Below are 24,912 nucleotides of genomic sequence, written 5' to 3' on the forward strand. Positions count from 1 at the left end.
GCCCGGGCCGCGAGGGCGGCCCGGGCGGTGGGTCGATCAGAAGTCGAAGCGGACCGAAGCCGAGATCGTGCGGCCGGTGAGGACATGCCCCTTGGCCACGCCCGCCGCCGGAAGCGTCGGATCGTCGATCGCGGTGATCGCGAGCACATCGAACAGGTTGCTGGCGTTGACTGCGAGCGTCACCCGGTCGACCGGGCGGAACTGCACGAACGCGTTGGTGGTGACGAAGCCCGGCACCTTCAGCAGATTGTCGTCGGTCGCATAGCTTCCGGTGGTGCCGATGAAGGTCGCGCCGATGTCGAACGCATCGGTCGTGATCTGCGGCGTCGCCTGGAAGATCACCTTCGCCTGATGGTGCGGCGTGTTGCCGACGATCGCCGGGTTGACGAAATCGGTCACGATCTCGGCATCGGTGTAGGTCGCGCCCGCGGTCAGGCTGAAGATGCCCGAACGGAAGCCGCCCTCGAACTCGCCGCCCATCGCGCGATATTCACGCGCGATGATGTCGCCGTTGGTCGAGTCGATATTGGTGTCCTCGGCCTTGGCCCAGAAGCCGGTGAGGTTGAGCGTGAGACCGCCCTTGCGGTACTTCACGCCGGCCTCGGCCTGCTTGACCTTGTCGACCGCCGCCTCGGGATAGACGAGGCCGCCATTGGTGTTTACGATCGGGCTGAACAGCAGACGATCGGCATTGGCGCGGCCGCCGACGCTGTAGCGGGCGAACACCGCGATCGGCTCGGCGATGCGGAAGTTCACGCCGGTCGACCACGACAGATAGTCATATTTGTAGTCGACGACGCCCGGACGGGTGAGCGGCAGGATCGCGACGCTCATCTCGGGGACCGAGATCACGCCGTCGCCGTTCATGTCCTTCGCGGCACGACCGACGCGGCCGTCACCGAGCTCGGCACCGATCAGCGTGCCCTTGGCATGGCCGAAATCGTAGCGGGCGCTGCCGCCGATCGCGAGCTTGCCGATGTGGAAGTTGACCGAGCCGAACGGCGCGTTGGTGGTGTAGCCCATCCGATAGCCGCGGCGCAGCGTGTCGGCGCCGGCGATGCCATAGGCGAACACGCCGTCCTGGGTCAGCTTGGTGCCGGTCGCGGTGACGATGTCGAGCAGATTGCCGTTGCCGCCGCCATTGACGTCGCTGAACACCGTGCCCCACGCCCAATCGCTGTCGAGCGTCTGGTGCGAGCTGTACAGGCCGACCGTGGTGGTCAGATCGCCGCCGGCGACGTCCCACACCTTGCTGGCACGCACATCGTTGGTGACGTTGTCGAGGCTGTTGAGCTTCGCGTCGGCGATCAGCAGCATCGCGGCCTGGCCGTTGCCGTTGAGCGTGGTGGGGTTAGTGATCGTCTGGCCGGCATTGGCGCCGGTGGCGAAGCGGATCGTGCCGCCCGGCGCGCCGAACGCCGGCGCCAGCGCCGCTGCGGGCACGAACTGGGCGTAGTTGACGCCCATGTAATGGCCCGAGATGTCGGCGTAGCGGAACTTCTCGATCACGTCCCAGCCGGCGAGCTCGAACTTGCCTTCGATCCCGAACGACTTGACCAGCACGTGGTTGCGGTTGTCGTGGTTGGAGACGTTGTTGTTGCCGTCGAGGCCGGTCACGCGCTGGAAATTGCGGGTGAACAGCGTGTCGTGGCGCGCATCGAAGCCGGTGATCGTGTTGTACTCGGGATCGCTGTTGGTGCCGCTCGCCGCGATCGGAGTCACGTCGTAGATCGGCGAACGGTCGTCGAGATACTTGCCGTAGAAACGGATATAGCCGCCGTCGAACTCCTTGGTGACGTTCAGCTTGATCTGGCCGCCCTGCGCGGTGGTGAAGCCGGTCGCGCGCGGGCCCTGGCCGTCGCGATAGAAGCCGCCGACGTGGAAGCGCAGCGTGTCGCTGATCTTCGCGCCATAATCGAAGTCGATGCGGCGCATGTCATAGTCAAGGCCGCTCGAGAGCTGGACGGCGCCGCCTTCGGTGTCGCCGGTCTTCGAGATGAAGTTGACGATGCCGCCGGGCGAGTTCGACGCGAAGGTCGAGGCCGAGCCGCCGCGGATCGCTTCGACCGCCGCGAGGTTGAGGTCGGCGCGCAGGAACGCGTCGGCGGTGCTCAGGCTGATGTCGCCGAATTCGAGGATCGGCAGGCCGTCTTCCTGCAGCTGCAGGAACTTGGCGCCGGTCGAGGCGATCGGGAGACCGCGGATGGTGATGTTGGCATTGCCCTCGCCGCTGGCGGCCTCGGAGCGGATGCCCGGGATGTTGCGCAGGATCTCGGCGACCGAACGCGCGCCGAGCTTGTCGACCTCGGCCGCGCGCAGCGCGCTGGTCGAAGTGGCGCTGTCGAGACGGTCGCGGCCCTTGGCGACGCCGGTCGAGAACACTTCCTTGGCGGGCTCCCTGGCGCTGTCCTGCGCCTTGTCCGCTTCCGCAGCCTTTGCTTCGGCTTCGACCTTCGGCGCCGCCGAAGTATTTGCCGTCGTCCCGGCAAGGGCCGGCGTCGCAAGCGCGAGCGGCGCAGCTGCCAGGAAGAGGGTACCCCGTTTCATTTAACTATGCTCCCGAAAGGATTGTGCTGATCCGTTATAGGAAGAGCCCCGAGCGATCCGGTGCAGACCTCAGTAAAATTCCAGAAATATCAGGGTGAAGCGCCCCCCCCTTCCCTCAGGAAAACGCGTTTCGGTCCGCAGTTTATCGGAGGAGGCGCGGAAGCTGATGTTAACCACGACTTGCCACGCGCAGGCTCGCATCGCCGGCACGATTGCGGCAGCGCCGCGCATTTGCGAGACTTCGGCATGGTCGCTGCCAGCCTTCTGCTTTTCGCCGCGCTCGTGCAGTCGAGCCCGGGCGCCGCTCCGGTCGTGCCGCTCGGCGCGCAGGCCGCTGCCGAGCGCGCCTCGCGATGCGGGGTCGGGCCGGTCACCGCCACCTATGCCGAAGAATTGCAGGACGAGATTCTGGCCGCACCCGGCGCCACGGCGGCGAGCGATGCGCAGCTGCGCTGTCTCGACGCGGCCGCCGCACCGTTCGAAGTGGCGCTCCCGCCGGCCGCGCAGCCCCGGTTCGGCGCCCTCCGGCTAGCCCGCGAATCTGCAAGCAACGCCGTCGAGGCGCGTGCGTGGCTGTCCGCACGCGGCCTGCTGGCGCGCGTTCCCGCCTATGCCGAAGGCACGACCGACGGCGCCGCTTTCGTCGCGGCGATCGAGCGCCTGTGCGGCCCGCGCGCGAACGGCGCGATTCTGTCGGACGGCGACATCCACACCTTCCGTCAGACGTGGCTGCAGCGCGAGATCCGGTCGCGTGCCGCACCGGACGAAACCCTCCGATGCCTGCTGAGCGCGACCAAGGTTGCGAACTTCCCGCTGGTGATGCTCGGCAACGAAAGCCTGCCGGCGGACTGAGCCGAGCCGGCCGCGCGGCGTTACGCCCTGAGCTGCGTCACCAGCGCGTCCGCGGCGCGCGTCACCTGCTCCCAGACCGCGTCGAAGTCGGCCTCCCCGCCATAATAGGGATCGCGCACCGCCTGCCCCGCGCAGCCGGCAACCTGATCCATCAGCAGCGCGATCCGCGCGGTGGAGCGCTGCGGCGCCATCGCATGGAGATCGCGCAGATTCTGCGGATCGAGCGCGAGGATATGATCGAAGCCGGTGAAATCGGCGCCGCGGATGCTCCGCGCGCGCTTCGCCGAAATATCGATGCCGTGCCGGTGCGCGACCGCGACGCTGCGCGGATCGGGCGGATTGCCGACATGCCACGCGCCGGTTCCCGCCGATTCGGCCACCGCATCCAGCCCGGCGCGCTCGGCCGCGGCGCGGAACGCCGCCTCGGCGAGCGGCGAGCGGCAGATATTGCCGAGGCAGACGAACAATAGCGATGGCGGACGCAACGGAAATCCCCTCTTTCGTAAACGCGGTATGCTCTGCTAGCCTTGGCTTAACGATATAAAGCGGGAGAGAATGGATGGCGAGTTCGCACGCCGCGCCGGCCGATCACAAGGCCGGACCCTATGCCTGGTATGTCCTCGTCGTCCTGTTTCTCGTCTACGCGCTCAACTTCATCGATCGCCAGATCCTGACGATCCTCGCGCCGCACATACGCCGCGATCTCGGGTTGAGCCATGCCGATATCGGCTTTCTCTACGGCACCGCGTTCGGGGTGTTCTATGCGCTGTTCGGAATCCCGCTCGGCCGGCTCGCCGATAGCTGGCACCGGGTCCGGCTGATGACGCTCGGGCTCGCGCTCTGGTCGACGATGACCGCGCTCTCGGGCCTTTCGCGCACCGGGCTTCAGCTCGCCGCGGCGCGGATCGGCGTGGGCGTCGGCGAGGCGACCGCGAGCCCTTCGGCCTATTCGCTGATCTCGGACTGGTTTCCCAAGCGCCAACGCGCCACCGCGCTCGCCATCTATTCGGCCGGCATCTATTTCGGCGGCGGCTTCTCGCTGTTCCTCGGCGGCGCGATCGTCGACTGGTGGAACGCGGCCTATCCCGTCAACCCGCCCTTCGGCCTCGCCGGCTGGCAGGCGGCGTTCATGGCGGTCGGCCTGCCCGGGCTGCTGCTCGCCCTGTGGGTGTTCACGCTGCGCGAGCCGATGCGCGGCCAATCCGAAGGGCTGCGGGCGCCGCCCCACCCCGCGCCGTTCAAGAGCTTCCTCGAGGACCTCGTCGCGATCATCCCGCCGCTGACGTTGATCGGCGCCGCGCGCAACGGCACGGGCGCGCTGCTGCGCAACCTCGTCATGCTCGCGCTGGTCGCTGCGGCGATCTACGCGCTGCACCGTTTCGGCGAGCCGTTGCCGCAATGGCTCGCGGTCGGGATCGGCGTCTATGCGGTGTACAGCTGGTCGGCGGCATTGCGCCACCGTGACGCGCCCACCTTCAAGTTGATCCTCGGCACCCCCGCCTTCCTCGCGGTGGTGCTCGCTTACGGCCTCAATGCCTTTCTCGCCTATGCCGTGGCGGGCCTCGCGCCGAGCTATGCCGAGCAGGTCTTCGGCGTCACCAGCCGCGAGGCCGGGCTGTTCATCGGCGGCCCCGCGATCCTCGGCGGCTTTATCGGCGTGACGCTGGGCGGGATCGCCGCCGATCGGCTGCGCCGCCGCTGGGCATCGGGGCGGATCATGGTCGTGCTGTTCGGCAGCCTCGCGCCGATCCCCACGCTGGTGATCGCCTTCACCACCGCCGACAAGGCGCTGTTCTACGCGATGCTGCCGATCACCCAGGTGCTGGCGAGTTGCGCATTGGGCGCCGCCGCCGCCGCGACGCAGGACCTCGTCCTGCCCCGCATGCGCGGCACTGCCACCGCCGCCTTCTTCATCGGCACCACGCTGATCGGGCTGGCGATGGGGCCCTATCTCGCCGGCCGCGTCGCCGATCTCACCGGCAGCCTGTCGACCGGCATCCTCTCGCTGCTGCTGACGCTGCCGCTCGCGGTCGCCGCCGCGATCGCCGCGCTCCGGCTGGTGCCGGCGGCGGAAGCCACCCGCGAGGATCGCGCGCGGGCGGCGGGGGAGCCGCTTTGAATACTGAATCCCCCTCCCTGTCAGGGAGGGGTTAGGGGTGGGTTGAAGCGGTCGGGGCTCGACGCCCCGGCCGGTTCATTTCAGCTGCGTGGTATGTGAGTCTTTTGGCGCGCGGACGCGCGCACCCACCCCCTGCCCCTCCCTGCAAGCAGGGAGGGGAGATTCATCCTAGTCCGCCACCCACTCCGCGCGGGCGATGCCCTGCGCGTAGAGCAAGGCGGTCAGGTCGCCATGATCGATCCGCGCGCCCGCCGCGGCGGCGACGATCGGCTTGGCATGATAGGCGACGCCGAGTCCGGCCTGGCGGATCATCGCGAGGTCGTTGGCACCGTCGCCGACCGCCATCGACTGCTCGGCCGTCAGCCCCAGCTCGGCAAGCGCGCCGAGCAGCGTCGTCTCCTTGGTGCTGCTGTCGACGATCGGCTTGGTCACCAGCCCGGTCAGCCGCGCCGCGCCGATCTCGAGCACATTGGCGATCACCCGGTCGAAGCCGATCTCGGCCCCCACCGGCTCGGCGAAGCGGGTGAACCCGCCCGACACGAGGATCGTCGTCGCGCCGCGCGCCTTCATCGTCCGCACCAGCGCCTTCGCGCCCGGCATCAGCCGCACACGCTCGGCGAGGCAGCGATCGATCGCCGCCTCCTCGAGATCCTTGAGCAAGGCCACCCGCGCGTCGAGCGCCTCGGCGAAGTCGAGCTCGCCGCGCATCGCCCGCTCGGTCACCTCGGCGATCTGCGCCTTGATCCCGGCATAATCGGCGAGCTCGTCGATGCACTCGACCGTGATCATCGTCGAATCCATGTCGGCGACGAGCAGCTTCTTCTCGCGGCTCGCCGCGGGCTGGACGACGATGTCGAGCTTGATGTCGAAGCCGGCAATCGCGCCCGCGCGCTGCTTCATTGCGTCGGCGAGCGAAGCGCAATCCGCTGGGCCGAAGCCCTCCGTCGGGGTGAAAATCAAGTCGGCGGCATAACCTTCATCGATGAAGGCGGCGCTCTCCAACGCGCCGGCAGTGCATTCGGTATCGAACTCATGCGCCACGTCGGATAGGAGCGAGGCGTCGAGCTTGCCGTCTGCTATGAGCGTCGCGATGAACATGGGATCCCCTGACCTGCCAGTGGTGGCGCTCATCGCAGGGCCGACCGCGAGCGGCAAGTCCGCGCTCGCCCTCGCGCTCGCCGAAAAGCACCGCGGCACCGTGATCAACGCCGATTCGATGCAGGTCTATGCCGATCTCCGCATCCTCACCGCGCGGCCGACCCGCGACGAGGAGACCCGCGCCCCCCACCGCCTGTTCGGCCATGTCGACGGCGCCGACAGCTATTCGGCGGCGCGCTGGGCAATCGAGGCGCGCGCAGCGATCGCCGAGGCACAGCACGAAGGCCGGTTGCCGATCCTCGTCGGCGGCACCGGCCTGTACCTGCGCACGCTGATCGAAGGCATCGCGCCGGTGCCCGAGATCGACGCAGCGGTGCGCAGCGAAGTCCGCGCGCTTCCCGTCGCCGACGCCCATGCCGCGCTCGCCGGCGCCGATCCCGAGGCCGCCGCCCGGCTCAACGCCGGCGACACCACCCGCGTCGCGCGCGCGCTCGAAGTGGTGCGCTCGACCGGCAGGCCGCTCGCCCATTGGCAGCAGCAGCGCGTCGGCGGCATCGCGGGGGAGATCCACCTCGCGCCGCTGATCCTGCTCCCCGATCGCGACTGGCTCGGCGCGCGCATCGACACGCGTTTCGCCGAGATGCTCGAAGCGGGCCGCGACGAAGCCAAGGCGCTGCTCGCGCGCACCGATATCCCCACCGATGCGCCGGTGCTCCGCGCGATCGGCGTGCCCGAGCTGCGCGCATTGTTTGCGGGCGAGAGCGATGTCGTGCAAGCTGCCGCGGCGGGTGCGCTCGCCACGCGGCAATATGCCAAACGGCAGTACACCTGGTTCCGACGGCAACCGCCCGAGGATTGGCAGAAAACCGATGCGACAGAAATGAACGTCAGAATGCATTTGATTGAAACTAAATTTCACATATAATGCTTGACGTGCCATTTTCTTACCGGTAGCAGCGCCCTCCGGCGGTGTTACCTTGCATCGCAACATAAGGAGGCAGACGTGACCGAGAAGAGCGGAGCAGACATCCTGATCGAGGCGTTGAGCGACCTCGGTGTGGAGGTCATCTTCGGTTATCCCGGTGGCGCCGTGCTTCCGATTTACGACGCGATTTTCAAGCAGGACCGAATTCGCCACATCCTCGTCCGCCACGAGCAGGCGGCGACGCACGCGGCGGAGGGCTATGCCCGCTCGACCGGCAAGCCCGGCGTCGTCCTCGTCACCTCGGGCCCGGGCGCGACCAACGCGGTCACCGGGATCACCGACGCGCTGATGGATTCGATCCCGATGGTGGTGATCACCGGCCAGGTGCCCACCGCGCTGATCGGCACCGATGCGTTCCAGGAGGCCGATACGGTCGGCATCACGCGGCACTGCACCAAGCATAATTATCTGGTGAAGGCGCCCGAGACGCTGGGAAGCATCATCCACGAGGCGTTCCACATCGCCACTTCGGGTCGCCCCGGCCCGGTCGTGGTCGACATCCCCAAGGACGTCCAGGTCGCCACCGCGCGCTACGAGGCGCCGGGCCCGATCCAGCACAAGACCTATCGCCCGCAGACCCAGCCCGACGCGGCGAAGATCCAGGAGTCGGTCGACATGCTCGCCGCCGCCGAGCGTCCGATCTTCTACACCGGCGGCGGGATCATCAATTCGGGTCCCGACGCGTCCGAGGCGCTGCGCGAGCTCGCCGCGCTCACCGGCGCACCGGTCACCTCGACCTTGATGGGGCTCGGCGCGCTGCCCGCCTCGTCGGACCAGTGGCTGGGCATGCTCGGCATGCACGGCACCTACGAAGCCAATTGGGCGATGAACAAGGCCGATCTGATCATCGCCTTCGGCTCGCGCTTCGACGATCGCGTCACCGGCCGGCTCGACGCCTTCGCGCCGAACAGCCGCAAGGTGCACATCGACATCGATCGCTCGTCGGTGAACAAGAATGTCCGCGTCGACTTGCCGATCATCGCCGATGTCGGCGTGGCGCTGCGCGAGATGATCGCCTGCTGGAAGGCGCGCCAGCATCCGAAGCCCGATCTCACCGAATGGTGGAACCGGATCAACGGCTGGCGCCAGACCCGCTGCCTCGATTTCGAGGAGAAGGGCGACGCGATCATGCCGCAGCGCGCGATCCGTGCGCTGTACGAGGCGACGAAGCATCGCGCCCCGATCATCACCACCGAGGTTGGCCAGCACCAGATGTGGGCCGCGCAGCATTTCGGCTTCGAAGCGCCCAACAAGTGGCTGACCAGCGGCGGCCTCGGCACGATGGGCTATGGCCTGCCCGCCGCGATCGGCGCGCAGCTCGGCAATCCGGATGCGCTGGTGATCGACATCGCCGGCGAAGCCTCGATCCAGATGAACATTCAGGAGCTGGCCACCGCCACCCAGTATCGCCTGCCGGTCAAGCTGTTCATCCTGAACAACGAATATATGGGCATGGTCCGCCAGTGGCAGGAGCTGACCTATCAGTCGCGCTACTCGGAGAGCTATTCGGACGCGCTTCCCGATTTCGTCAAGCTCGCCGAGGCCTATGGCTGGAAGGGCATTCGCATCGAGGGCCGGCAGGAGCTCGATCCCGGCATTGGCGAGATGCTCGCCTATGACGGGCCGGTGCTCGTCGATTGCCGGGTGGCCAAGCTCGCCAATTGCTTCCCGATGATCCCGTCGGGCGCCGCCCATACCGAAATGCTGCTCCAGGCCGCCGAAGTTTCCGGCGAAATGGACGACGAAGCCAAGGCACTGGTCTGATCCCATGCACATCAAGGAAGAGCAAAAAGAGCGGCATACGCTTGCCGTGATCGTCGACAACGAGCCGGGCATCCTCGCCCGGATCGCCGGGCTGTTCACCGCGCGCGGCTACAATATCGAAAGCCTCACCGTCTCGGAGATCACCGAGGACAATCGAATTAGTCGCATCACCATCGTGACGTCGGCCTCGGCCGCGGTGATGGAGCAGATCATCGCGCAGCTCGAGCGCCTCGTACCGGTCCACAAGGTGACCGACCTCACTGCTTTCGGCCCGCATGTCGAGCGCGAGCTCGCGCTCGTCAAGGTGGCCGGGACCGGCGACCACCGGATCGAGGCGCTCCGCCTCGCCGAGGTCTATCGCGCCCGCGTCGTCGATGCGACCACGTCGAGCTTCGTGTTCGAGGTCACCGGCGGCTCGGAAAAGATCGACAAGTTCGTCGAGCTGATGCGCGAGCTCGGCCTCGTCGAGGTCGCCCGCACCGGCGTCGTTGCAATTTCACGGGGCAAGGAAGCCGCGTAATTTTAACCGTCACCCCCGCGAAAGCGGGGGCCCATCTCCTGCACTGGCCGCGCGCAACACCCCTGTTGTCGGGCTTGGCACGCACGGGAGATGGGTCCCCGCTTTCGCGGGGATGACGATCGGAAAGGAAGAGAAATGAAAGTCTATTACGATCGCGACGCCGATCTGAACCTGATCACCGGCAAGAAGATCGCCATCCTCGGCTATGGCTCGCAGGGCCATGCCCATGCGCAGAACCTGCGCGATTCGGGCGTCAAGGACATCGCGATCGCGCTGCGCCCCGGCTCGGCCTCGGCGAAGAAGGCCGAGGACGCCGGCTTCAAGGTGCTGAGCAACAAGGAAGCCGCCGGCTGGGCCGACATCCTGATGATCCTCGCCCCCGACGAGCATCAGGCCGGCATCTGGGACGCCGATCTCAAGGGCAATATGAAGCCCGGCGCCGCGCTCGCCTTTGCGCACGGCCTCAACGTGCATTTCGGCCTGATCGAGCCGCCCAAGGACATCGACGTGATCATGATCGCGCCCAAGGGCCCGGGCCACACCGTGCGCAGCGAATATGTCCGCGGCGGCGGCGTGCCCTGCCTGATCGCGATCCACCAGGACGCCAGCGGCAACGCGCATGACGTCGCGCTCGCCTACGCGTCGGGCGTCGGCGGCGGCCGCTCGGGGATCATCGAGACCAATTTCCGCGAGGAGTGCGAGACCGATCTGTTCGGCGAGCAGGCCGTGCTCTGCGGCGGCGCCACCGCGCTGGTCCAGGCCGGATTCGAGACGCTGGTCGAGGCCGGCTATGCGCCGGAAATGGCCTATTTCGAGTGCCTCCACGAGCTCAAGCTCATCGTCGACCTGATGTACGAGGGCGGCATCGCCAACATGCGCTACTCGATCTCGAACACCGCCGAATATGGCGACATCAAGACCGGCCCGCGCATCATCACCGAAGAGACCAAGAAGGAAATGAAGCGCGTCCTCGCCGACATTCAGTCGGGCCGCTTCGTCAAGGACTTCGTCCTCGACAACCGCGCCGGCCAGCCCGAGCTGAAGGCCAGCCGCATCGCGGCGAAGCGCCACCAGATCGAGGAAGTCGGCAGCGAGCTCCGCGCGATGATGCCGTGGATCAGCGCCAACAAGCTGGTCGACAAGGACAAGAACTGAGCCTCAAAATCCTCCCCCGGGGAACCGGGGGAGGTGGCAGGCGCAGCCTGACGGAGGGGGCCTCTCCGCAAGCGACCCGCTCGCGGAGAGGCCCCCTCCGTCGCCTTCGGCGCCACCTCCCCCGCTGCGCGAGGGAGGATTTTTCTAGTGCGTCCCTTTCCGTGCTCCTGCGGAAGCAGGAGCCCAGGGCGGCATGCAAAACGCTCCGTAACTCTGGGCTCCTGCTTTCGCAGGAGCACTGGGCTTTTTGACTTGATCTCGGCATTCCCCTTCAACGGAACCGACGACAGCAAGGGGCAATACATGACCGAAGAAACCGAAGGCCGCGCCGGCGTGACCCGCGTCGAGGCCTATTCCGACGCCGTCATTGCGATCGTCGTGACGATCATGGTGCTCGAGATGCACGCGCCCGAGGCGCCCGGCTGGGGCCATCTCCTCCATCTCTGGCCGATCTTCGTGTCCTATGCGCTCAGCTTCGCCTATGTCTCGATCTACTGGGTCAACCATCACCGGCTGTTCCACCACGCGACCCGCGTCACCAACGGGCTGCTCTGGTCGAACATCACGCTGATCTTCACGCTCTCGCTGATCCCGTTCGGCACCGCCTATCTCGGCGAGCAGATCTTCAGCCGCGACGCGACGCTGGTGTATATGGGCATCATGCTGCTGCCGAGCTTCGCCTATATGTGGCTCCAGCGGACGATCCGGCGCACCGGCAGCCAGACCGGGGAATCGCGCGCCTATCACCGCCTCGCGCTGCGCAAGGGCGCCGCGGCGACCGCGGTCTACGTCACCGGCATCGCGCTCAGCTTCGTGTCGCCCGCGCTCGGCCTCGCCTGCGCGGCGCTGGTCGCGATCTTCTGGTGCCTGCCGGCGAGCGCGCTCGACCACCTCTTCGAGCGCTGAGCCAAAGAAAAACGGCCGGAGCTTTCGCCCCGGCCGTCCTGCTTTCCCGCCCTGGCCCTAGAAGCCGACGCGAACCCGTGCGCCGTAGAAGCGCGGCGTGCCCGGATAGGCGGCATAGTTGCCGGTCTGCTCGGGCACCGCGAAGCCGGTGATGTGGTAATATTGGTTGGTGGCGTTCTCGACGAAGACCTCGCCACGCCATTTGCCGTTGCTCGACTGAACGCCGAGGCTGGCGTTGACCAGCGCATAGCCCGGATTGAACAAAGTGGTGCGATCGTTCGCCGGATCGGGGTTGCTCGAGGGAATGTTGACCTCGCTGTTGTACCGCATGTCGACGTGCAGCAGGCCGTTGAGCGCGTTGGTAAGCCGCGGGGTCCAGGTGCCCGCGATCACCACGGTATGCTCGGGCTGATTGTTGAACTGCCGGCCTTCTTGCCCCTGTAGCGGGGTGTTGAGGAAGTCGTTGCTGTCGGAATATTTGGCGCTGATGTAGCTGTAGCCGAGTTGGAAGGTCAGATCGCGCGCCGGGCGGATCGTCGATTCGATCTCGATGCCCTTGCTAATGCTCTTGGGCACATTCTGGACGACGAAATTGTTGCCCGAGAACACCAGCGACTGGAGATTGTAAAAGTTCATGTAGAACGCCGCGACGTTGAGCGTGAACTCGCGGCTCGGGCTCGCCTTGAAGCCGATCTCATAGGCATCGACCGTCTCGGCGCCGAAACGCAGATCCGATCCCTGCGCGCCGTTGCCGCCGAGCAGCACCGAATCGAAGGTCGCCTGGTCGAGATTGTAGCCGCCCGACTTGTAGCCGTGATCGAAGCTCGCATAGGCGAGCAGCCGGTTCGAGATCTTGTACGCCAGCTTGGCGGTGCCGGTGATCTCGTTGTCGGTGAAATCGTCCTGATAGTTGCCGTTGAACTCGGTGTTCACCGCCGGGTTGCAGCTGAGCAGGAACAGGTTGTTGAACAGCCCCGGGATCTGCTTGAGCACATTGGCATAGGCCACCGCCGCGGCGTTGCCCGCGCGCACCTGGTTGAAGAAGGTGCAGCTGCCCAGATTGTTGTTGATCGAGGCGGTCATGTCCTTCTTCTCGTGGTTCCAGCGCGCACCCAGCGTGACCGAGAGCTTGTCGGTGACGTTGATGATGTTGTGCGTGAACAGCGCGAAGGCATTGGTCTTGACGCGGAAATCGTCGGGGCTGTTGCCCTGGCCGGGCACCGCGCCGGGAAGCGGGCTCGCAGCCAGCGCGGCGAGACCCGGGATCGGCGTGGACGGGAAGCCCGGGATCACGCAGAGCCCGGGCGGCGCCGTGCCCGCCTGCGCGCGGAAGCAGCCGACCAGCGGCGCGAGCTGGCCATAGACCGCGGTGAGCGCGGGCAAGCTGTTCGGAACCGCGGGATTGAGCAGCGCCGCGCCGAAGGTCGGCACCGTCGGGCCGAGCGAGCCGAAGAATTGCAGCGGCGTGCCGAAGGCCGCGCGGAGCTGGCCGGCAAACACGGTGTCGACATAGCGGTTGCCGTCATTGCCGATCTGCACGACGTCGCGCAGCTTGTTGCTCTCGTTGAGGTAGAAGCCGCCGATCAGCCAGTCGAGCTTGCCGCCGAAGCCCGAGCCCTGCAGGCGCAGCTCCTGCGTGAAATCGGTGAGCTCGTTGCGATAGCCGTCGCGATAGGCGCGATCGATTCCCGAGAAATCAATGTCCTGGTTCCGCACCACCCGCCAGTTGCGATAGGCGGTGATCGAAGTCAGCTTGACGTCGCCGAGATCCCAGTTGAGCTCGCCCGAAAAGCCCCAGTCGCGGATGCGCTCGGCAAAGTCGCGGTTGGGGGAGATCGCCATGCGCCGCTCGAGCGGCATGTCGCTGAAGTTGAGCTGCGTGGTGCTGCCGACGGGGAAGGCACGCGTCACGCCGGGCGTGAAATATAGCCCGTCAAGGCCCTGCGCCGCCGCGATCCCCTCGATCGCGCCGGCAAGCGCGCCGCGGACCGCGGACACCGCGCCGCAGCATTGCTCGTCGGTCTGGTAATAGTCGCCGATCAGGCGGAAGGTGATGTCGCCCGTGTCGAGCAGCGCCTGGCCGCGGACGTTCCAGCGATCGATGTCGTTGATCGCGCGATCGCTGTTGACGTCCTCGATATAGCCGTCGCGCTTGCGATAACCGGCGTCGAGGCGCAGCGCGAGCGACTTGCTCACCGGACCGGTGATCGCGCCCTTGACGCCATAGGCGTTGTAGTTGCCGTACATCCCCTCGACATAGCCCTGCGTCTCGAACTGCGGCTGCGCGGTGAAGATGCTCAGCGCACCGGCCGAGGTGTTGCGGCCGAACAGCGTGCCCTGCGGCCCGCGCAGCACCTCGACGCGCTCGAGCTCGGGAAGCTCGGAGATGGCGACGCCGGCGCGGGCGCGGAACACGCCGTCGATGAACACGCCCACTGCGGGCTCGAAGCCGGGATTGTCGCCGCCGGTCGTGATGCCGCGCAGATAGATGGTGGTGCCCGTCGCCGAGGACTGGCCGGTCGAGCTCTGCAGCGACGGCGCGAGCTGCTCAAGGTCGCGGACATTGTCGACCGCGGCGTTCTGGAGCAGCTCGGCACCGATCGCGGTGATCGCGATCGGCACTTCCTGCACGGTCTCGTTACGCCGCGTCGCGGTCACGACGATGTCGTTGGCGCTGTCATAGTCCTGCGTCGCGCTCTCGTCGGCGGGCGCAGGCGTTTCCTGGGCGAACGCCGGCGTGGCTGCGAGCAATGCGAGCGCGGTCGCCGCGAGCAAATCGAGCTTCTTCATTGCGATGGATCCCCTCTCCTGTCGCCGGCCCTGTTACCTATCCGGCATCGGCGTTGCTTTTATTACGTACGAAACTAACGCTGCATTTTTGAAGCCGTCAACGGGGATGCGGCGCGGAACTCCGCGGTTTCCGGCCGTTTTCCCGAGGGTGGTACGGATGCGCAACAGTGCCGGCGACGCAAAGCGGCGCATGCCGTAGCGTAAACATAGGCAGGTCGAGGAAGGACGGGCGAATGGCAGAAATTCACGATCCGGCGGAAGATGGCGATCTGATCGCCGGCCCCGCCAAGATCGCGGTGCCCGAGGACGTCGCCGAAGCGATCCGCACGCTGATCCGCTGGTCGGGCGACGATCCCGCGCGCGAGGGGCTGATCGACACCCCGCAGCGCGTGGCGCGCGCGTGGAAGGAATATTGCCAGGGCTATGGCGAAGACCCCGCGCACCATCTCGCCCGCGTGTTCGAGGAAGTCGGCGGCTATGACGAGATCGTGCTGCTCAAGGACATCCCCTTCCAGTCGCATTGCGAGCACCACATGGCGCCGATCATCGGCAAGGCCTCGATCGCCTATCTCCCCAAGGATCACGTCGTCGGCATCTCCAAGCTGGCGCGCGTGCTCCACGCCTTTGCCCGCCGGCTGCAGGTTCAGGAGCGCCTCACCGCCGAGGTTGCCGACTGTATCTGGAACGGCCTCAAGCCGGTCGGCGTCGCGGTGGTGATCGAGGCGAGCCATGCCTGCATGACCGCGCGCGGCGTGCGCACGCCGGGGGTCGGCATGGTCACCAGCCGCATGATGGGGGTGTTCCGCGACGACGAGCGGAGCCGGCAGGAAGTGCTCAAGCTGATGGGCTATTGAGGATGCAGGTGCGTCCTCGTTCCTCCCCCCTCCTCCCGCGGGGGAGGATCCGGTGAGAATCCTCGTCACCGGCGGGGCGAAGCGAATCGGTGCGGGGATCGCGCGCCGGCTGGCGCTGCGCGGCCATGCCGTCGCGATCCACCACCATCACGCGCCCGACGACGCCGAGGCGCTGCGCGACGCGATCGCCGCGGCGGGCGGCACCGCCTGCATCGTCTCGGGCGAGCTCGCCGAGGCCGAAACCGCCCCCGCCCTGATCCACGCCGCGCGCGAAGGGCTCGGCGGCGCGATCGACGGCCTCGTCAACAACGCCTCGATATTCGCGTGGGACGCGCTGCCGCTCGCCGATTTCGCGCTGCTCGATCGCCATATGCGCGTCAATTGCGGTGCCCCCGTCGCGCTCGCCTCGGCCCTCGCCGCGCAGGACGATCTCGATGCCGGGGCGGTGGTCAATCTGCTCGATCAGAAGATCGCCAATCTCAACCCCGATTTCCTCACCTACACGCTGAGCAAGGCCGCGCTCGCCGCCGCGACCGAATTGCTCGCCCGCGCACTCGCGCCAAGGGTACGCGTCAATGCGGTCTCCCCTGGCCTGACCTTGCCGAGCCTCGACCAGACCATGGAGGAATTCGCCGAACATTCGCGCGCGAACCTGCTCCAGCAGCCGGTCGCGCTCGACGACATCGCCGCGACGGTGGAGCATCTGCTCACCGCGCGCAGCATCACCGGGCAGAATGTCTTCGTCGATTGCGGCCAGCGCTTCCTGCCGCGCGACGGCGACGTGATGTTCGAAGGACGCGAACGCCCGCATGGCTGAGTACACGATCCTGCTCGAGGGGCTCGAACTGCGCATCGGCCTCGGCGTCCACCCGCACGAGCGCGCCGCGCCGCAGCGGGTCATGCTCGATGTCGCGATGACCTGCGCCTATGCCGATGCGCCCGACGACCGGATCGACGCGGTGGTCGACTATGATTTCCTCCGCGAGCGGATCCACGCGCTCGCCGCGGCGCGCCATATCGAGCTGCAGGAGACGCTGTGCGACGCAGTCGCGGCGCTCGCGCTCGCCGACCCCCGCGTGGTCCGCGTGCGGGTCCGCTCGATGAAGCTCGACATCTACCCCGACGCGCGCATCGGTTGTGAGATCGTCCGCGAGCGCCGATGACGGGAAGCAGCAAAGGGAGGAAGTGATGGCCGATCGGTTCACCGGGCTCGAACTGCGCTCGACGGTGTCGAGCGATGCGCGGCTGACGTTGACCCTCGCGCCGGTGACGCTCGATCCGCCCGGCCCCGACGAGGTGATCGTCCGCGTCGAGGCGACGCCGATCAATCCTTCCGATCTCGGCTTGCTGCTCGGCCCTGCCGACGTGTCGACGCTCGCGGCCAGCGGGAGCGCCGACAGCCCCGGCCTCACCGCGGCGATCCCCCCGGCACGGCTCGGGGCGATGAAGGCGCGGCTCGATCAACCGATGCCGGTCGGCAACGAAGGCGCCGGTACGGTGGTCGCGGCGGGCGCTAATGTCGCGGGGCTGCTCGGCAAGAAGGTGGGGATGATCGGCGGCGCGATGTACGCCGAGTATCGCAAGATCGCCGCGCGCGACTGCATCCCGCTCCCCGAGGGCGCCAGCGCCGCCGACGGCGCCTCGATGTTCGTCAATCCGCTAACCGCGCTGGCGATGGTCGAGACGCTCAGGATGGAAGGCCACAAGGCGCTGGTCCATACCGCCGCCGCGTCGAACCTCGGCCAGATGCTCAACCGCATCTGCATCGCCGACGGCGTCCCGCTGGTGAACGTGGTGCGCAACGAGGCTCAGGCCGCGATCCTCCGCGAGATCGGCGCCAAACACATCGTCGACAGCAGCGCCGCCGATTTCCGCGAGAAGCTCACCGACGCGATCGCCGAGACCGGCGCCACCCTCGCCTTCGACGCGATCGGCGGCGGCAGGCTGGTGAACAGCATCCTCCACGCGATGGAAGCCGCGGCCAATCGCAGCGCGACCGAATATAGCCGCTACGGCTCGTCGACCTTCAAGCAGGTCTATATCTATGGCGCGCTCGATCTCGGCCCGACCGAGCTCGATCGCGGCTATGGCTTCGCCTGGGGGGTCAGCGGCTTCTTGCTCACGCCCTTCCTGATGAAGCTCGGCATGGAGGGCGTGCTGCGGCTGCGCGCCCGCGTCGCCGCCGAATTGAAGACGACCTTCGCCAGCCACTATACCGCGACGATCTCGCTCGCCGAGGCGCTCGATCCGGTGATCGCCGCCGCCTATGCGAAAAAGGCGACCGGCGAGAAATATCTGATCGACCCCAGCCGCTAAGGGTGCCGATGCTGTCGCTCTGGCTGCTGCCGCTCCTCGCCGGCGTCGCGGGGCAATCGGCCCATCCCGCGCCTTCGCCGATCGTCGGCACGTGGAAGACCGGCTGCATGCCGATCGGCAGGAACGGCAGGCACGGCTTGATCACCACGCTGACCGCAACGCCGATGACGTTGTCAGCGGTCTCGCAGGTCTATGCCCACAGCAATTGCGACACGCCGACCATCCGCACGACCTTCCGCGCCAGGATCGCCAAAACCGGGGCGAACGGTGCCGCGATCGACCTCGATCATGTCGTCGACGCGATCGAGATGACCGTCGACGCGCCCGACGTGATCGCAGTCTACAACCAGCCCGGATCGGGGTGCGGCTTCGGCGGCGGCTGGCAGCAGGGCCAGCCGCGCGCCGTCGACGGCCGCACCTGCGCGCCCTTCCCTTTCCCCGTGCGCGGCACGCGCCTCTTCGAGCGCGTCTGGGTAGAAGGGACCACGCTGCGCCTCGGCAGCTTCCCGATCGTCTGGGCCAATACCAGCCCCGAACGACGCCCGACGAATCCCGGCGGAATGATATTCGAGCGCGTCGGAAGCTGACTCGCTGTCATCGCCGAGTCACTGCCCCGGCGCAGTCTCGAAGGGCCGGCGGGGGCTGAGTCGAGGAGACGAGCTATGACCGATACGGATATCGCGAACGACCCGGAAATCGCGACCGACGAGACCGCAAGCCTGATCGCCTCCAACAAGGTCGAGGGCACCGCAGTCTATGACGAGGACGGCGAGAAGCTCGGCAGCATCTACAATTTCATGGTCGACAAGCTCTCGGGCCAGGTGGAGTATGCCGTGCTCCAGTTTGGCGGCGTGTTCGGGCTCGGCAGCGACTATTATCCGCTGCCTTGGGACAAGCTGACCTACGACACCGAACAGGGCGGCTATGTCGTCGATGTCGACAAGGAAACCCTCGAAGCCGCGCCGCGCTACTCTGCCGAGGAACCGCCCGCTTATGACCAGGCCTATGGCGAGCGCGTCTATGGCTATTACGGCCTGAGCTATCCGTAAGCGCGCGCGGGGCGGCGCGGACGGGGCCGCGCCGTTTCGCCTTGCTTCACGCACCCCGGCGAAGGCCGGGGCCCAGTTTCGTCGACGCTGCCAAGGCGCGGTGCGTCAGACCCACGAACCGCCTGCAACTGGGCCCCGGCCTTCGCCGGGGTGCAGCATTCCGAAGCGCCGGCTCAGGTCGAGCTCGCCGCACCGAGCGCCGCCAGCATCCATTCCACCCGATGCGCGACACTCGTCCTCGGCAATACCTGTACCTCATACCCCAGCGCCGGCCACGCCGCCGCCAGCCGCGCATATTCCGCCTCGGCATCGCCCAGATCGTGCAGCCGCGCGCTGTCGCCAGTCCAGATCTCCGGCCAGGGCGGCGCCAGAAACACCCGGCGGTGATAGCGATGCGCGCGCGCCAGCGGCGCGACGACGTCCTCGCCCGTCGCATGGGCGAGCGCCACCGCCGCATCGACCACTCCGCGATCGAAGAACACCCAGCCCGGCATCGCCTCGGCGGCCGCGCGGTCTTCGATCGCCATCGCGATCGCCCGCCGCGCAAATGCCGCGAGATCGACCCAAGGCAGCGCCTCGCCGCGCTCGAGGCGCAGCTCGCCGACGATCCGCCGCCCCGGCTCGGGCACCGTAGCGAAGCCGCGCGCGGCCAGCGCGTCGATCAGCGTCGATTTGCCGCCGCCCGAACATCCCGAGACGGCGACGAACCGGTTCACCGCGCGATCAGGCCCGGTTGGCCGCGCTCAGCACCGCGCGCACCGAAGCAGTCGCGATATCGGCGTCGATCCCGACCCCGAACACCGTTCGCCCGTCATCGGTGCGGCATTCGACATAGGCGGCGGCCTGCGCGTCGGCGCCGTGGCCGATCGCGTGTTCGCTATAGTCGACCACGTCGAGCCGCGGCCCGGTCGAGCTGCCGAGCGCATCGATCACGCCGGAGATCAGGCCATTGCCGCGCCCCGAGATCGACTGCTCGACGCCATCGACGGCGATGCGGCCGACGAACACGCGCTGCCCCGCGGCGCCGGTCTCCTCGTAATCGACCAGCGCGATGCGATCGCCCACGCCCGGCAGATAGACGGCCTCGAACTTCTGGCGGATGTCCGCTGCATTGAGCTCGCGGCTGGTTTCGTCAGCCAGCGCCTGGACGTGGCGCGAGAAATCGGCCTGCATCCGCTTCGGCAGCTTGAGTCCACGATCCTGCTCGAGCACCCAGGCGACGCCGCCCTTGCCCGATTGCGAATTGACCCGGATCACCGCCTCGTAATCGCGGCCGAGGTCCTTGGGGTCGATCGGCAGATAGGGCACGTCCCAGATCTGGTCGTTGCGCGCTTCCTGCGCCGCGAAGCCCTTTTTGATCGCGTCCTGGTGGCTGCCCGAAAAGGCCGTGAACACCAGCTCGCCGGCATAGGGATGCCGCGGGTGCACCGGCAACTGGTTGCAATACTCGACCGTCTGGATGACCTCGTCGATGTCCGAGAAATTGAGCCCCGGATCAACGCCTTGCGTGTACATGTTGAGCGCCAGCGTCACGAGATCGACATTGCCGGTGCGCTCGCCATTGCCGAACAGGCAGCCTTCGATCCGGTCCGCGCCCGCGAGCAGGCCCAGCTCCGAGGCCGCCACGCCGGTGCCGCGGTCATTGTGCGTGTGGAGACTGATCACCACCGAGTCACGATTGCGAATGTTGCGCCCGAACCATTCGATCTGATCGGCATAGATGTTGGGCGTCGCCGCCTCGACCGTCGCCGGCAGGTTGAGGATCAGCGGCTTCTCGGGCGTCGGGCGGAGGATTTCCATCACCGCCTCGCAGACCTCGACCGAAAAATCGAGCTCCGCGGTCGAGAAGGTCTCGGGGCTGTACTCGAAATGCCATTCTGTATCGGGCTGCTTCGCCGCCTCGTCGCGCAGCACCTTTGCACCGGCGATTGCGATGCCCTTGATCTCGTCGCGGCTCATCCCGAATACGATCCGCCGCCACGCGGGCGAGACCGCGTTGTAGAGGTGGACGATCGCCTTCTTCGCGCCCTTCAGGCTCTGGAAGCTCGTCTCGATCAGGTCCTGGCGCGACTGGGTGAGCACCTGGACGATCACATCGTCGGGGATCTTGTCCTGCCGGACCAGCCCCGAGATGAAGTCGAATTCGGTGGCGCCGGCGCTCGGGAAGCCGACCTCGATCTCCTTCACGCCCACTTTCACCAACAGGTCGAAGAAGCGCTGCTTCTTCTCGCCGTCCATCGGGTCGATCAGCGCCTGGTTGCCGTCGCGCATGTCGGTCGAGAGCCAGCGCGGCGGCCTGGTGATGGTACGATTGGGCCATTGCCGGTCGGGGAGATCGACCTGCGGGAAGGGACGGTATTTTACGCTTGGATCGCGGAGCATGGGCTTCGCCTCTTAAGGGTACGGGCGCGCGCATAGCGCGGCCTCGGGCTGGCAGGAAGGCTTGGTTTGACCCTTAGGGACGTGCGCGCGCGGCGGTTCGGCCCCTAAGGGCGAATAAGTCGCAGGCCAAGGCGCAGTGCGGTCGTCACCCCTTCCTTATGGAAGAGGCGCGCGCTTTTGTCCACCGTCTGGCGTGATCCGCCGGCTATTCGGCGGTATTGGCCGGCGCTTCGGCATCGACGGCATTCTCCGCCACCGCCGCATTTTCGTCCGCCGTCGTCTCGGCCTCGGCCTCGGGGGTCGGCGTTTCGCTGGGCTTCGGGCTGGGCGTGGCGACGATCTCGGCCATCGGCGGCGGATCGGAATAATTGGTGCCGGTGGTCCCGCCCCCGCCGCATCCGCCCAGCGCCAACAATCCTGCCACGATCACCAACCGCATCGCGTCCCTCCCTCCGGTCGAGGGGCTGTATCACGCCCCCGCGCCCGCTGCCATCCGCCCCAATGTGCACGCTTTCCGCCGAGGCGAACCCGCAATGCGACGAAGCGTTGCGGCAGCGCAACCGAACCCGGTTCCCTCGCGCTCAATCCATGTAAGCTATGGAGAGCATGACGATGGCGGAGCATCTCAGGAAGGGCGATCGGGTCACCTGGAAATCGCACGGCGGCACCGCCCATGGCAAAGTGCTCTCTAGACAGACGCGCGATACCACGATCAAAGGGCATCAGGTGCGTGCATCGGAGCACGAACCACAGTACATCGTCGAGAGCGACAACGGCGGGAAGGCTTCGCACAAGCCGGCGGCGCTGACGAGGGAATAGCCCGGAAACGGGTGCGAACAGGAGAAGAGAGAATGGCCGAGACTAAAGCAGCAGGCGGAGCACGTGGTGGCATCGCAAAGCCGGTGACGCCGTCGCCGGAGCTGGCCGCGATCGTCGGCAACGGCCCGCTGCCGCGCAGCGAGATCGTCAGCAAGCTCTGGGAGCACATCAAGAAGAACAACCTCCAGAACCCTGAAAACAAGCGGGAAATTCTGGCGGACGACAAGCTGGAGAAGGTCTTCGGCGGCAAGAAGGCGACCATGTTCGAGATGAACAAGCACGTCTCCAAGCACGTCAAGTAAGGCTGCCGCCGGCATCGGCCGGTGCGCTTGAACGAACCAGACGGGGCGGGTCTCGAAAGAGGCCCGCCCCGTTCCGTTGCGGGCTAGAGCTGGTCGGCCGAGGCGCTGCCCGGACGCACCAGCACGAACAGAATCCGGCCGACATGCGCGCGGTCGTCCCCCGACTCGTCGAGCGCGAACGCAAGGCCGGAACCGCGCACCACGGTCTTCTCGCGCGCCCAATCGCCGGTCTTTTCCACAGAAATCTTCGCATCGGGCAGGCACGCCGCGATCTGCTGGGCGACCGAGCCTGCGGTGACCTCGGGCGGCAGCAGCACCCGCTTGCAATGATAGCCGCGTCCGTCGGCCGAGCAGGGATGGCGCTCGAGCAGCCGCAGTTCGAACCCCTCGGCCCGCAGGCTGGCGAACGGGGCCTTCTCGCGCGCGGCGGCGATCAGCCGCGCGATCTGCGGGCAGAGCGGGTCGGCGGCCTGCGCGACGAGTGCGGCGGCGATCAGCAACGACATGGTGGCCTCCCCCTTTGACTGGCCACAGGCTCGCGCGGCTGGCATTGCGCGAGGCTGAACAGGAGACGAGCATGTCCGAACGTTTCGAGCGCCACCGCCAGCCCTGGCGCCCCGACGAGATCCAGAAGCTGCACACGCTCGCCAAGAAGGGCATGGCCTTGAAGGCGATCGCCAAAGCGCTGACCCGCAGCGAGGAATCGGTGAAGGAGCGCGCCAAGCTCGACGGGCTGAGCATCGCCAAGCTGCACTAGGATCTTGCCGACCTTGCACCCCTCTCGTCACGCCGGCCTTGTGCCGGGGTCCACCGTGCCGCAACGGCAGGGCAAGAGCGCGCGCTTCCCGCCCGGTTTCCATGACGCATGAGGGGTCGTTCGTGACCAGGAACCAGTATGACGCGATCATCCTCGGCGGCGGCGCCGCCGGCCTGATGTGCGCGGCGGTCGCCGGGCAGCGCGGCCGCCGGGTGCTGCTGCTCGATCATGCGTCCGAGGTCGGCAAGAAGATCCTCATCTCGGGCGGCGGGCGCTGCAACTTCACCAACATCCACACCGCGCCGGATCGCTACCTCTCGGCCAACCCGCATTTCGCCAAGTCCGCGCTCGGCCGCTACACCGCGCAGGATTTCCTCGCGCTGGTCGAGCGTCATCGCATCGCGTGGCACGAGAAGACGCTCGGCCAGCTCTTCTGCGACGGCTCGGCGCGCCAGATCGTGGCGATGCTGCTCGACGAATGCGCCGCCGGCCAGGTCGAGATCCGCACCGGCCGGAGCATCGGCGCGATCGATCATGCCGATGGCCGCTACCGCGTCGACGACGGCAGCGCGCCGGCGCTGGTCATCGCCACCGGCGGCCCGTCGATCCCGAAAATGGGCGCGACCGGCTTCGCCTATGATCTCGCGCGCCGCTTCGGGCTCAAGGTGGTCGAGCCGCGCCCCGCGCTGGTCCCGCTCACCCTGCCCCCCGATCAGGCGCTGTTCCGCGAGCTTTCGGGCGTCTCGACCGACGTGATCGCCCGCGCCGGCAAGACCGGCTTCCGCGAGGCGGCTTTGTTCACCCATCGCGGGCTCTCGGGCCCCGCGATCCTCCAGATTTCGAGCTATTGGCGCCATGGCGAGCCGATCGCGATCGACTTCCTGCCCGATCACGACGCCCACTGGCTGACTGGGGCCAAGCGCGCGCGCCCGCGCACGACGCTGCGCAAGCTGCTCGGCGAGGCCCTGCCCGATCGCCTCGCCGAGCGGCTCACCGAGCAGTTCGGCCTGCCCGGCGAGCTCGCCAACCTGCCCGATCGCAAGCTGCACGAAGCCGAGCAGCGGCTTTCCGGCTGGCCCTTCCTGCCCAACGGCACCGAAGGCTTCGCCAAGGCCGAGGTCACGATCGGCGGGATCAGCACCGCCGAGCTCTCGTCGCAGACGATGGCGGCGCGGAAAGTCCCCGGCCTCTATGCGATCGGCGAGGCGGTCGACGTCACCGGCTGGCTCGGCGGCTATAATTTCCAATGGGCGTGGGCGAGCGGCTGGGCCGCCGGGCAAATGCTCTGAGCGCTATTTGCCCGCGAGTCCCTGGGTTCGCTTCGCCGTCATCGCGCTGCGCAGCGCCTCGGTGCGGCTGCGCAGCATCATGAGCTCGGCGTCCGAATAGCCGTCGCGGCCATAGCGGTCGCTCGCTGCCTCGATCCGCAGCCCCTCGCGGCGCAGCGCGCGCGCCTCGCGCCGGCTGAGCTGGCCGGCGTCGCGCCCGTCGCGGATCTGGTCGCGGATGTCGCGCACCTCGCGGCCGATCGACACGCGCTGCGCGACGCGCGGATCGGCGGGCGCCTCGCGGAGAATGTCGCCGCGGATCGAAGGGCTCCCCGAGAGCCCGCGCATCGATCCGGCGATCTGCGCGGAAACGGGCGCCGCAGCGATGAGGCCGAGCCCCAGAATTCCAGCCGCGAAGATGCGCATCCC

The 24,912-nt window shown here is 67.4% G+C and carries 25 protein-coding genes and 1 pseudogene; 17 read left to right on the forward strand and 9 right to left on the reverse strand.

What is annotated here, in order from left to right; all coding sequences use genetic code 11:
- Positions 1-36: 36 nt before the first annotated feature.
- Positions 37-2,547: a TonB-dependent receptor domain-containing protein gene (locus tag E5A74_RS02915; RefSeq protein WP_135982647.1), complete on the reverse strand. Its 2,511-nt coding sequence runs from the start codon at positions 2,545-2,547 to the stop codon at positions 37-39.
- Positions 2,548-2,793: 246 nt separating this feature from the next.
- Between E5A74_RS02915 and E5A74_RS02920 the strand changes: the two genes are divergently transcribed.
- Positions 2,794-3,399, forward strand: a complete 606-nt coding sequence (locus E5A74_RS02920; RefSeq protein ID WP_135982649.1) for a hypothetical protein — start codon at positions 2,794-2,796, stop codon at positions 3,397-3,399.
- Between the two features lie 20 nt (positions 3,400-3,419).
- Here the strand turns inward: E5A74_RS02920 and E5A74_RS02925 are convergent, their stop codons facing one another.
- Entirely contained in the window at positions 3,420-3,884 is a 465-nt protein-coding gene (locus E5A74_RS02925; protein WP_135982651.1) for a low molecular weight protein-tyrosine-phosphatase, read from the reverse strand.
- A 74-nt stretch (positions 3,885-3,958) separates the two neighbouring features.
- Between E5A74_RS02925 and E5A74_RS02930 the strand changes: the two genes are divergently transcribed.
- Complete coding sequence (locus E5A74_RS02930) at positions 3,959-5,518, forward strand: spinster family MFS transporter (RefSeq protein ID WP_135982653.1); 1,560 nt, start codon at positions 3,959-3,961, stop codon at positions 5,516-5,518.
- A gap of 168 nt (positions 5,519-5,686) precedes the next feature.
- Here the strand turns inward: E5A74_RS02930 and serB are convergent, their stop codons facing one another.
- Complete coding sequence (serB, locus tag E5A74_RS02935) at positions 5,687-6,616, reverse strand: phosphoserine phosphatase SerB (RefSeq protein WP_135982655.1); 930 nt, start codon at positions 6,614-6,616, stop codon at positions 5,687-5,689.
- Here serB and miaA point away from each other — a divergent pair.
- From miaA to E5A74_RS02960, 5 genes and pseudogenes are all read left to right on the forward strand, one after another.
- The gene (gene miaA / locus E5A74_RS02940) at positions 6,597-7,541 is read left to right on the forward strand and encodes a tRNA (adenosine(37)-N6)-dimethylallyltransferase MiaA (RefSeq protein WP_240699610.1); all 945 of its coding nucleotides are present in this window, start codon (positions 6,597-6,599) and stop codon (positions 7,539-7,541) included. The genes serB and miaA overlap by 20 nt on opposite strands.
- 69 nt (positions 7,542-7,610) lie before the next feature.
- Positions 7,611-9,365, forward strand: a pseudogene (locus E5A74_RS02945) (acetolactate synthase 3 large subunit); the annotation flags it as partial.
- A 4-nt stretch (positions 9,366-9,369) separates the two neighbouring features.
- Entirely contained in the window at positions 9,370-9,885 is a 516-nt protein-coding gene (gene ilvN / locus E5A74_RS02950) for an acetolactate synthase small subunit (RefSeq protein WP_135982661.1), read from the forward strand.
- Positions 9,886-10,020: 135 nt separating this feature from the next.
- Positions 10,021-11,040, forward strand: a complete 1,020-nt coding sequence (gene ilvC, locus E5A74_RS02955) for a ketol-acid reductoisomerase (protein ID WP_135982663.1) — start codon at positions 10,021-10,023, stop codon at positions 11,038-11,040.
- A gap of 303 nt (positions 11,041-11,343) precedes the next feature.
- Positions 11,344-11,946 carry a TMEM175 family protein gene (locus E5A74_RS02960; RefSeq protein ID WP_135982665.1) on the forward strand — a complete coding sequence of 201 codons (603 nt, stop codon included), beginning with the start codon at positions 11,344-11,346 and terminating at the stop codon, positions 11,944-11,946.
- Between the two features lie 57 nt (positions 11,947-12,003).
- On the opposite strand, the gene E5A74_RS02965 is transcribed toward E5A74_RS02960, so the two are convergent.
- Positions 12,004-14,736, reverse strand: a complete 2,733-nt coding sequence (locus tag E5A74_RS02965; protein ID WP_208411680.1) for a TonB-dependent receptor — start codon at positions 14,734-14,736, stop codon at positions 12,004-12,006.
- A 233-nt stretch (positions 14,737-14,969) separates the two neighbouring features.
- Here E5A74_RS02965 and folE point away from each other — a divergent pair, with 233 nt between their 5' ends.
- The 6 genes from folE to E5A74_RS02995 all read left to right on the forward strand — a co-directional run bounded on the left by folE (position 14,970) and on the right by E5A74_RS02995 (position 18,955).
- On the forward strand, positions 14,970-15,590 hold the full coding sequence (folE, locus tag E5A74_RS02970; protein ID WP_135982669.1) for a GTP cyclohydrolase I FolE: 621 nt from the start codon (positions 14,970-14,972) through the stop codon (positions 15,588-15,590).
- Positions 15,591-15,642: 52 nt separating this feature from the next.
- Positions 15,643-16,407 (forward strand): SDR family oxidoreductase, encoded by a 765-nt coding sequence (locus E5A74_RS02975; protein ID WP_240699611.1) that lies wholly within the window; start codon positions 15,643-15,645, stop codon positions 16,405-16,407.
- A complete protein-coding gene (locus E5A74_RS02980; RefSeq protein ID WP_135982671.1) occupies positions 16,400-16,753 on the forward strand; it encodes a dihydroneopterin aldolase in 354 nt (117 codons plus the stop codon). Before E5A74_RS02975 ends, E5A74_RS02980 begins: the two co-directional genes overlap by 8 nt.
- Positions 16,754-16,778: 25 nt before the next feature.
- Positions 16,779-17,906, forward strand: coding sequence for a zinc-binding dehydrogenase (locus tag E5A74_RS02985; RefSeq protein ID WP_135982673.1), 1,128 nt, complete (start codon positions 16,779-16,781; stop codon positions 17,904-17,906).
- 8 nt (positions 17,907-17,914) lie between these two features.
- Positions 17,915-18,493: a hypothetical protein gene (locus tag E5A74_RS20775; RefSeq protein ID WP_166745580.1), complete on the forward strand. Its 579-nt coding sequence runs from the start codon at positions 17,915-17,917 to the stop codon at positions 18,491-18,493.
- A gap of 75 nt (positions 18,494-18,568) precedes the next feature.
- A complete protein-coding gene (locus E5A74_RS02995; RefSeq protein ID WP_135982675.1) occupies positions 18,569-18,955 on the forward strand; it encodes a PRC-barrel domain-containing protein in 387 nt (128 codons plus the stop codon).
- Positions 18,956-19,128: 173 nt separating this feature from the next.
- On the opposite strand, the gene E5A74_RS03000 is transcribed toward E5A74_RS02995, so the two are convergent.
- The 3 genes from E5A74_RS03000 to E5A74_RS03010 all read right to left on the reverse strand — a co-directional run bounded on the left by E5A74_RS03000 (position 19,129) and on the right by E5A74_RS03010 (position 21,776).
- Complete coding sequence (locus E5A74_RS03000) at positions 19,129-19,671, reverse strand: AAA family ATPase (protein WP_135982677.1); 543 nt, start codon at positions 19,669-19,671, stop codon at positions 19,129-19,131.
- 7 nt (positions 19,672-19,678) lie between these two features.
- Positions 19,679-21,337, reverse strand: coding sequence for a 2-isopropylmalate synthase (leuA, locus tag E5A74_RS03005; RefSeq protein WP_135982679.1), 1,659 nt, complete (start codon positions 21,335-21,337; stop codon positions 19,679-19,681).
- Between the two features lie 205 nt (positions 21,338-21,542).
- Positions 21,543-21,776: a hypothetical protein gene (locus E5A74_RS03010; protein ID WP_135982681.1), complete on the reverse strand. Its 234-nt coding sequence runs from the start codon at positions 21,774-21,776 to the stop codon at positions 21,543-21,545.
- Between the two features lie 173 nt (positions 21,777-21,949).
- On the opposite strand from E5A74_RS03010, the gene E5A74_RS03015 reads away from it, so the two are divergent.
- Complete coding sequence (locus tag E5A74_RS03015) at positions 21,950-22,156, forward strand: hypervirulence associated TUDOR domain-containing protein (protein ID WP_240699612.1); 207 nt, start codon at positions 21,950-21,952, stop codon at positions 22,154-22,156.
- A 32-nt stretch (positions 22,157-22,188) separates the two neighbouring features.
- The gene (locus E5A74_RS03020; RefSeq protein ID WP_135982685.1) at positions 22,189-22,458 is read left to right on the forward strand and encodes an SWIB/MDM2 domain-containing protein; all 270 of its coding nucleotides are present in this window, start codon (positions 22,189-22,191) and stop codon (positions 22,456-22,458) included.
- Between the two features lie 83 nt (positions 22,459-22,541).
- Here the strand turns inward: E5A74_RS03020 and E5A74_RS03025 are convergent, their stop codons facing one another.
- The gene (locus E5A74_RS03025; protein ID WP_135982688.1) at positions 22,542-22,964 is read right to left on the reverse strand and encodes a hypothetical protein; all 423 of its coding nucleotides are present in this window, start codon (positions 22,962-22,964) and stop codon (positions 22,542-22,544) included.
- A gap of 71 nt (positions 22,965-23,035) precedes the next feature.
- Here E5A74_RS03025 and E5A74_RS03030 point away from each other — a divergent pair, with 71 nt between their 5' ends.
- Together E5A74_RS03030 and E5A74_RS03035 are read left to right on the forward strand one after the other, a co-directional pair.
- Positions 23,036-23,215, forward strand: a complete 180-nt coding sequence (locus E5A74_RS03030; protein WP_135982690.1) for a hypothetical protein — start codon at positions 23,036-23,038, stop codon at positions 23,213-23,215.
- Positions 23,216-23,316: 101 nt separating this feature from the next.
- Entirely contained in the window at positions 23,317-24,504 is a 1,188-nt protein-coding gene (locus E5A74_RS03035) for a BaiN/RdsA family NAD(P)/FAD-dependent oxidoreductase (RefSeq protein WP_135982692.1), read from the forward strand.
- Positions 24,505-24,507: 3 nt separating this feature from the next.
- Here E5A74_RS03035 and E5A74_RS03040 read toward each other — a convergent pair whose 3' ends face one another.
- Positions 24,508-24,909: a hypothetical protein gene (locus E5A74_RS03040; RefSeq protein ID WP_135982694.1), complete on the reverse strand. Its 402-nt coding sequence runs from the start codon at positions 24,907-24,909 to the stop codon at positions 24,508-24,510.
- Positions 24,910-24,912: the final 3 nt, after the last annotated feature.

It is taken from the genome of Sphingomonas naasensis (genome assembly GCF_004792695.1).
GTDB lineage: Bacteria > Pseudomonadota > Alphaproteobacteria > Sphingomonadales > Sphingomonadaceae > Sphingomonas > Sphingomonas naasensis.